Consider the following 8,807-nt stretch of genomic DNA (forward strand, 5'->3'; position numbering starts at 1 on the left):
AAACAAGTAAAAAAGAATCGGTTTTAGCCGATTCTTACAAAATTTTTGTGTTTACATAGGCGTATAAAAGCTCCGCTGTATTCTTTAGAGAGTCTATATGTGTACGCTCATACGCATGGGAAGCTTCAATTCCTGGACCAAATAATGCATGTTTCACATCAAATCCGGCTCGAATTGCAGCAGATGCATCTGAACCGTAATTAGGATAGATGTCTAATTTATAGTCAATATTCCCTTGCTGTGCAAGATTGACTAACTGACGCGTTAATTCATAATGATATGGTCCTGAAGAGTCCTTCGCACAAATGGAAACCGTATATTCATCGGAGGTTTGACCGTCGCCAATTGCTCCCATATCTACCGCGATATATTCCACAGTTTCATCCGGAATATTAGAGTTTCCACCATAGCCGATTTCTTCATTGTTGGAAATATAAAAATGTGTTGTATTTGGAAGTACAACATTATTTTCTTGTAATGATTTGATCAGTTGAAGCAGTAAAGCAGTGCTCGCTTTGTCATCTAAATGACGTGATTTGATAAATCCAGTGTCCGTTTCTTCAAAACGAGGATCAAACGATACAAAATCACCAACTTCAATTCCTACTTTTCTTGTTTCTTCTGCACTTGTTACTTTTTCATCGATTCGCACTTCGATGTTTTGCTCATCTCTTGGAAGGCCGCTTGCATTTTTATATACATGTACCGTTGTTTGATGCATTAAAATCGTTCCACGGATTTTTTTACCACTTGCTGTATGAATGGTGCAATACTCACCTTCGACAGCATTCCAGTTAAAGCCACCAACCATTGATAGTTTTAATCTTCCGCTTGATTTTACTTCTTTAACCATTGCACCTAATGTATCTGTATGGGCTGTTAATAGACGATGTCTTATATCGTCTTCCCCTTTAATCGTTGCGATTAAAGCACCTTTGTTCGTGCGAATATAAGTAACTTGAAGGTCTTTTAATATATTTTCCATAAAATCCATAATCTCTTTTGTATAGCCTGAAGGACTTGGAATCTCCACTAATTGCTTTAACAATGCAATGGTTTCCTTGTGATTAAAAGTAAACGACATTTCATATTTCCTCCTATCCATCCTTCTATACTAACAAAAAGTCATCTATCGGTAAAAGAGAAAAAAAGAAGTATTTAACAATCTTTTTTCTCTTCGATAGTAAATGTGGGAACATCTTGTGCAAGTAATGGTTTCGAATAATAGTATCCTTGGACAGTGTGGCAATTATGCATTTTCAAAAAATCAATTACTTCCACATCTTCCACACCTTCTGCAACAACTTCTAATCCTAAGCTATGGCCAATACGTATAATCGAGGAAACGATCACTTCGTCTCTTTTCTCTAAAATACGATTCATAAACAATCGGTCAATTTTCAACGTATGAATCGGTAAATCACTCAAATAACGGAAATTTGAAAAACCTGAACCAAAATCATCCATCGCAATTTTGACACCCTGTGCTTTTAATTCCAATAAAACCCCAGTTAATCGCTCCATATTTTTCATCAACACATTTTCGGTGACTTCTAGTTCTAAATAATGTGCAGGTAAGCGAGTTTCTTCCAATATGGATTGTACATTTTGCAAGAAATCATTTTGTTCTAGTTCAGCCGGACTAATATTAACGGAAATGGTATGAAATTGCACCTCTTCTTGGAGCCATTGCGCTGCTTGTCTACACGCTTCTCTTAGTACATACCTTCCAATAGGTATGATGAGACCCGTCTCCTCAGCAAAAGGAATAAATTCATTTGGAGAAATGATTTCTTTTCCTTTCTTATTCCATCGAATTAACGCTTCGTATCCATCAATCGATTCTGTCTCTAACTTAACTTTCGGTTGGAAAACTAAGTAAAATTCCTTATTTTCAAGCCCCATCCGAATGTCACTTTCTAATAAAACTTTGTTTACAAACGCTACTTTATGTCGATGATCAAATAAAATAGCATTTCTTTTTCCACTTTCTTTTGTGACGTTTAGCGCAATATCTGCCGCACGGTGTAAATCGTGATGACTAGTTCCATGGCTTGGAAAATGCGATATACCAATTGAGCAAGAAATGTATACTTCCATTTTATCTACAAGAAATGGTTGCTCCACTTCCTGTATTAATAATTTTGCATAATGGAGAGATGATTCCTCTGGCGAAACTTCATCTATTAATATAACAAATTCATCTCCGCCAATTCTGTATAAGCTTCCTGTTTTAAGGAGCATCTTTTTCAATCTATCGGTTACTTTTTGAAGTAGCGTATCTCCCGTAACATGACCAAGAGAATCATTTATATTCTTAAATCGATCTAAATCGATGTAGATAAAACTAAAAGGCTTTTCAGCAATTACTTTTTGGAGAACATCCCGTTCCAAGGCGGCTGTATTAAAAGTATTCGTTAAATGATCATAGTAAGCTAGCTCCGCTAATGCTTTTCTAGCAGATTCCAACTCTGTAATATCATTTCCAAAACCAAGTGCACCTATTACTTTTCCATTTTGTTCAAGTGGTGACAATGTAATATGGATACACTTATCATCTAGCCACTCTTTGTAAGAAACTTCTTTTCCTGTGTAAACATTTTTAAGGTTTTCAAGTAATCGTTTCGAAATGTCTTTCGGTAAATAAGTATCAATTGGCGTTAATGAAAAAAGATTATTTTCCATTAGGGACTGACTTGTCGGACTGATCGGTTCTAAACCTCTTTTGGAAAGATAGGTAGAAGCAATTTTCCCACTGAGTAATGAAAGTCCAAAGCTTCCATAGGCATCCTGCTCCACTTTAAAAACCAAATTATTCACTTGGTTTACAACCGTATCAAATGAAGAAACGATTGCTGCCTGCAATAACTTTTCCTTTTCTTTTTCCGATGTGATATCAGTTCTAATACTCAGAAAATACGATTCCTTTTCATTAATCTTAACAGGCAATATATACGTTTTAACCCAATATAATTCACCATTTTTTCGCTGATTGCAAATTTCTCCTGTCCAAGTTTCCCCACTTAAAATCATCGTCCACATTTCTTTGAAAAACGAAGGAGGATGCACCTTCGAATTAACTACTTTATGTGTTTTTCCTAGTAGCTCTTCTCTCTCATAACCAGAAATCTGCGTAAAGCGATCATTTATATATAGAATTTGCCCTGCTTTATTTGTCACTGCTATAATCATTGTTTCATTTAAAGCATAATTCATTAATTCCATTTTTAAAAATGCATCTTCTAGTTTTTCTTGAAGCGCTATATCTTCACCCAAAGATTCATTGATAATCGCTGTTTTCAGTGAATGTAATAGCTCATCAGATTTTGTATCAAATATGGACTCCATTATATTTCTCTTTTCCCCTTCAAACAAATTAGACGTATAAAAACATATAGTTATATTTTATCATATTCAACCTTAATATTTATATCATTTTACTTATTAACTTAACATAAACATCTCTTTTTTTGCATTTAAATATGATTTATTAAGTAATTTCCTTAAGATTACATTAAAACATCCACAAAGTTGTTCCATTGTGGATGTTCGTTTTATTATTTCAAAAGAGTTCGAACTAATTTTACTTTATTTTTATAAGGTGGGAACACTACATTTATCGGTAAATTTGTACTCTTTTTAATAACGGATTTTTGATGTGTAAATAAAGTAAAGCTTGCTTCCCCGTGATATGCTTGAATCCCAGAATTACCTACACCTCCAAATGGTAAATGAGCACTTCCCGCATGCGAAATCGTATCATTTATACAACCTCCTCCAAATGGAAGTTCTTTCAAAAAATAGTTTTGTGCCCGCTCATGCTCACTAAACATATACGCAGCAAGTGGTTTTGGCAATTTACGAATTCGTTGAATGATAGCAGGTAGATCCGTATAACCTATTATAGGTAATATTGGTCCAAATAACTCATCTTCCATAGATGGACTTGAAAAATCTACCCCGGTGAGTAAAGTTGGCTCTATATATAAATCAGTACTGTCTGTCATTCCACCGAAAATAATTTGATCTTTCTCTCTTTCTAAAATGGTTTTTAAACGGTTGAAATGATTTGCATTAACAATTCTACCAAGGTCCGGGCTATCTTGAATTGACTTACCATAGAACTGTACAATAACTTGTTTTAAAAGCTCGATAAATTTTTCTTTCACCTTTTCTTCCACTACTACATAATCAGGAGCAATACAAGTTTGACCTGCGTTTATGAGCTTCCCCCAAATAATTCTTTTCGCCGCTACTTCTAAATTTGCGGTATGATCAACAATTGCTGGGCTTTTTCCCCCTAATTCGAGCGCAATAGGTGTCAGTCTTTCCGCAGCGGCTTTCATCACTAGTTTTCCAACTTTAACACTGCCAGTAAAAAAGATAAAATCAAATGGAGCATGTATGAGTAAAGAAGTTTCTTCTTTCTCTCCTTCAACTACTCGAATATAGGTTGAATTAAATGCCTCACCAATTATTTTTTGTATGATCTTTGTTGTATGTGGGGTTGCCTCGGAAGGTTTTATCACTGCGCAGTTCCCTCCGGCTATCGCTCCTAGCAATGGCTCCATTACGAGTTGGAAAGGGTAGTTAAACGGAGCAATAATTAATACCGTCCCATATGGATCATGTACGATAAAACTTTTTGAAGGCATAAGTGGAATTGGTGTTTTTACTTGTTTGGGCTCCATCCATTTTTCCAAATGCTTTATCATAAATGAAATATTATCGTACACTAAACCAATTTCTGTCGTATATGCTTCAAACTCACTTTTTCTTAAGTCTTGATAAAGTGCTTGTATGACTTCTTTTTCATATTTTTTAATTGTTTTTTTAAAAATGGTTAATTGATCGATTCGAAATTTGGCTGATTTAGTTATGCCTGTATCAAAATAAGCTTGATGCTCCTTTATAATTGTATCTAATTGTTGTTCTGTAAAATACACGCAAACATCCCCTTCATGTATAACTCGCTTTAAAAGAATCATACTATTAGTTTCTAAAATGGGAAAGAATATTACATGCCCATTGACGAGCTCAAAATTTCTTTTTTTTTTTTTGCGATACATGAGAAACCAATAATGTGGAATACTCTTAATGTAGAGAGAAATTCTTTTTTTACATTCCACTCCATTAGTCTATAAGTCTTACTTTTTAGCGCATGCTATTTGATTCATTTTCAGATATTAAGTTTATTCGTGAAACTTATTAGGGTATGTATTTGTCAAATGGATAAAAGGAAACTAAAGGAGGAAATAAACATGACAGAAACAGAAACATGGTGGGAACCGATTTTTACAGGTGCATTTGCAATGGGGTTAAACAAAGAACGATTAACTGAATTAGACGAAGAAGCGTTTTTATATTTTACAGAAGACTTAGACGAAACGGAGAGTAATAATTGAATAAGCTTTCTACATAGAATCAGCTTTCCCTATAAAGGAAAAGCTGATTTTTTCATTATAATCTCTCACCTTGTTCTATATGTTAAACTTATTTTAGGTGATGAAGATGAAAAAATGGATTTTACTCTTTTGTATTTGCATACTATCCGGTTGTGAAGCGATTTCTTCAGATGAATTTACACAAACTCCCGGAACATTTCCTGTAGAAGTTATAGATGTAATAGACGGCGACACAATTAAAGTAAAGTACAACGGAAACGTTGAAACTATCCGGTACTTGCTAATTGATACCCCTGAAACACATCACAAAACAATTGGAAAACAGCCATTTGGGGAAGAAGCTAAATCCCGCAATAAACAATTGCTAAATAGCGGATCAGTCTCCATTGAATTTGATGTGGGAGATCGACTAGACGATTATAATCGAACACTCGCTTATATTTACGTTGATGACATCAGTGTCCAAGAAACACTTTTAAAAGAAGGACTGGCACGGGTAGCTTATGTCTTTCCTCCGAATACAACATACATAGATGAATTTGAAAAAGCAGAGGAAGTAGCCAAAAACGAAAAAATTGGTGTATGGGAGACAGCAGGCTATGTAACGAGTCGGGGATTTAACGCTGCTGCGATAAATAACAAAAGTTCATTTGAAGAAAATGGGAAATGTCTGATAAAAGGCAATATTAATCGTCAAGGAAAGAAAATTTATCATATCCCGAGTGGCAAGCATTATGAAGAAACGAAGCCAGAAGAATGGTTTTGTACTGAACAAGATGCAGTTAATGCCGGCTTTAAAAAATCCGGAGAATAATCGTATACGAAAATCCCAAGTCCTAATAATAAGGACTTGGGATTTTTACGTAAGTCGGGTTTGATTGTGAAAAAGTTGAAGCGCATTTTGTAAAGAAATAATTTCTTGTTGGATTTTAGAATATCCTTCTATAATAGGCACATGTTTATTCTTCTCATGATGTTGTAATTCGACCGTTTTTGCCATCGTCTCAAACACTAAAAGAAATTGAGCAAGCATTCCATCTGATAGAACTGGTCTATTTGCATGATTAGAACCAAATTCGAGTACATACCCTAACTGTTCAATGGAAAAAATGGCTGGCCATAATAATTCTAAAACTTCTTTGTTAGTTGGTACTTCCCCTAATGCCGTCGTATAAATAGTTCGTAAGTTGACTAAATTAGTTCGTAACTTATTTAATGCTTTGCTTTTATCTACATTTACCTCACTATTTTGTTCAGAAAACAACATAAAAAATAATTGGGACTGACTACGAATCGTTTTCGCTATTAGATGAGGAAGTCTGCTCGAAGCGGATCGTCTACCTATCAATAACACACCCGCAAGGCCAATGAGAACACCGATGATTATATCTGTAATTCGGGCAGTAGCAAAATAAGAAAGATTATGGATTTGTGTCGTATTTTCTGCTATTAATAAAGAGCTCGGGGTAATAAACATAACAGCAAAAGCGTAATTTCGCACCATAAAAAGCTCAGTGAAAAAGCTGAACACTAAGATGCATAACGCAACCCAGGCATCAGTTGGTCCAAACGAAAGAACAATCGTGACGATCAAAACACCAACAATGGTCCCAATCGATCTTTGAATGCCTCGTTGGAACGTACTCATTATAGTAGAACCTAACATTGTTGCTCCACAAGATACTGGAATCCAATATGAGCGATCAAAGTCAAATGCAAAGGCAATCAGCGCTGCAATCATCAAAACTACTCCATATTTTAATGCAGAAATAAACACAATGGAGTTTTTATCAAACGCATCTGAAAAAACACTATGTAAAGTCGGCTTTGAAATCGTTATTTTTTGATTTATTTTCGTCAAAGGTTCATTTAATATTGCATCTGCATCATAGATTTTGGAAAATAATCGATCTACTGCCTTGTCCGTTTCTTCAGGCTGAAGAATAACTGGTGTTTCCATATTCTTTTTCGAATGAAGTGAATGGGCTAATGCTTCAACTGTTTGTCCCAACTCAGGCGGTAGCTGTTTTCTTCCTTCTGCAACCATTTCCAAAATATCTGAAAAAATAAAGCTAGCTTGATCTTTTAATAAATACAATCGTTTATAAATGATAGAGCTATTCCAAGAAGCATACCCGGCGATCAATGTTGCGTCAGCATCTTTTAATGCTATTACAACTCTTTCACGCGCTGCATTAAACTGGTCTGTTTCAACAGAGTGAGAGAGCGAAGCTAACTCTAAATATACTCTTTTCACCGCATTTGTTTCTGGTCCTTGTGGATTAAAAAACCAACCAAGCATTGCAACGCACCAAGCAAAAACCCCTCCTAAAAAAACAAGGCCCGCGTACGTTGAAGCGAGAGATGGATCAGGTTGAGAAGCGGAAGTCATCGCGAAAACAATTACAAAAAATATGGAAGCTGGCCCAGGAATTTTTAATGCACCAAAAATGAACGTCCCAATCCCCCCTATTAAACCAATCAATATGGCAAATATTATAGGGGAAGAAGCTGTCAGAATACCTAATCCGATCGCAGCCGATAAACCAAGTGCCACAAAGAAAATTTTCTTTGCTCTTTGTGGGAAGGGCTCATTCCAAACATAAAGATAAGCGAAGCCTCCAATTCCAGCAAGTAGTCCATATTGAAAATTTCCTAATAGCAATCCAATCACAATAGGTGTAGAAGAACATATTCCTGCACAAATCGCTCTTATCCAAGGAAATGGAGCTTTTTTAACAGCAAAAGCTCCTTTTAATCCTCTGAAAAAATTATTTTTCATTTGCATCACCTACTTTTAATTAAATTGACCATCGTAAACTTGAATCCTCTGTTCATTTATTAATACCCCGAAATTGTTTATCTGAACCAATATTTACTTAGCTAAGTAATAATAAAAGTGTAAACCGTCATTGTACTGTTTGCAATAGAATAGAAAGCAAGAACAAAAGCGCAAGTGCCTGTCACCACCCCGTATAGCAAATGGGAACGATGAATGGAATAACGGATATCATAGGGATAATGCGTCGTTAGGGGACCGCTAGCTTTGCGATTGCCGCAGTCATGGGCCAACTGGTGTTGCACACGAGTGGGTCTCATGACTGCGGCTCATGCGGTCCGGCGCACTACGGCAACAATATCCTTTCTATTTATTCGGAGAAGATTGTCCATAAAAAAATGCGCAACGTTGCAGTCGTTACTCGCAACATTGTATGGCATTCGCGCAACATTCCCCTTCAAACTCGCAACATTATAGACCATTCGCGCAACGTTTATAAATAATGCGTCAAATTCTGGTCGTCTCACCCCAAGTCAACTTGTTATTTTAAAAATTGGTTGCTTTCATCAGTAATTTGGTTGCTCTTGTGCAGATTTGGTTGCTTTCCTAATAGAAATGGTTGC

At 35.7% G+C, this 8,807-nt stretch carries 6 protein-coding genes; 2 read left to right on the forward strand and 4 right to left on the reverse strand.

Annotated features, from left to right (window positions below):
- Positions 1 to 34: 34 nt before the first annotated feature.
- The 3 genes from FG383_RS13755 to FG383_RS13765 all read right to left on the reverse strand — a co-directional run bounded on the left by FG383_RS13755 (position 35) and on the right by FG383_RS13765 (position 4,946).
- On the reverse strand, positions 35 to 1,084 hold the full coding sequence (locus FG383_RS13755) for a M42 family metallopeptidase (RefSeq protein WP_142607968.1): 1,050 nt from the start codon (positions 1,082 to 1,084) through the stop codon (positions 35 to 37).
- A 74-nt stretch (positions 1,085 to 1,158) separates the two neighbouring features.
- Complete coding sequence (locus FG383_RS13760; RefSeq protein WP_142607969.1) at positions 1,159 to 3,348, reverse strand: sensor domain-containing protein; 2,190 nt, start codon at positions 3,346 to 3,348, stop codon at positions 1,159 to 1,161.
- A 209-nt stretch (positions 3,349 to 3,557) separates the two neighbouring features.
- Positions 3,558 to 4,946 (reverse strand): aldehyde dehydrogenase, encoded by a 1,389-nt coding sequence (locus tag FG383_RS13765; protein ID WP_142607970.1) that lies wholly within the window; start codon positions 4,944 to 4,946, stop codon positions 3,558 to 3,560.
- A 315-nt stretch (positions 4,947 to 5,261) separates the two neighbouring features.
- Here FG383_RS13765 and FG383_RS20975 point away from each other — a divergent pair, with 315 nt between their 5' ends.
- Together FG383_RS20975 and FG383_RS13770 are read left to right on the forward strand one after the other, a co-directional pair.
- Positions 5,262 to 5,405, forward strand: a complete 144-nt coding sequence (locus FG383_RS20975; protein ID WP_185907951.1) for a hypothetical protein — start codon at positions 5,262 to 5,264, stop codon at positions 5,403 to 5,405.
- Positions 5,406 to 5,511: 106 nt separating this feature from the next.
- Positions 5,512 to 6,219, forward strand: coding sequence for a thermonuclease family protein (locus tag FG383_RS13770; protein WP_142607971.1), 708 nt, complete (start codon positions 5,512 to 5,514; stop codon positions 6,217 to 6,219).
- 45 nt (positions 6,220 to 6,264) lie between these two features.
- Here FG383_RS13770 and FG383_RS13775 read toward each other — a convergent pair whose 3' ends face one another.
- Entirely contained in the window at positions 6,265 to 8,187 is a 1,923-nt protein-coding gene (locus FG383_RS13775; protein WP_246097009.1) for an FUSC family protein, read from the reverse strand.
- Between the last annotated feature and the right edge of the window lie 620 nt (positions 8,188 to 8,807).

Origin of the sequence: Psychrobacillus soli (genome assembly GCF_006861775.1) — a bacterium.
GTDB classification, from domain to species: Bacteria; Bacillota; Bacilli; order Bacillales_A; family Planococcaceae; genus Psychrobacillus; species Psychrobacillus soli.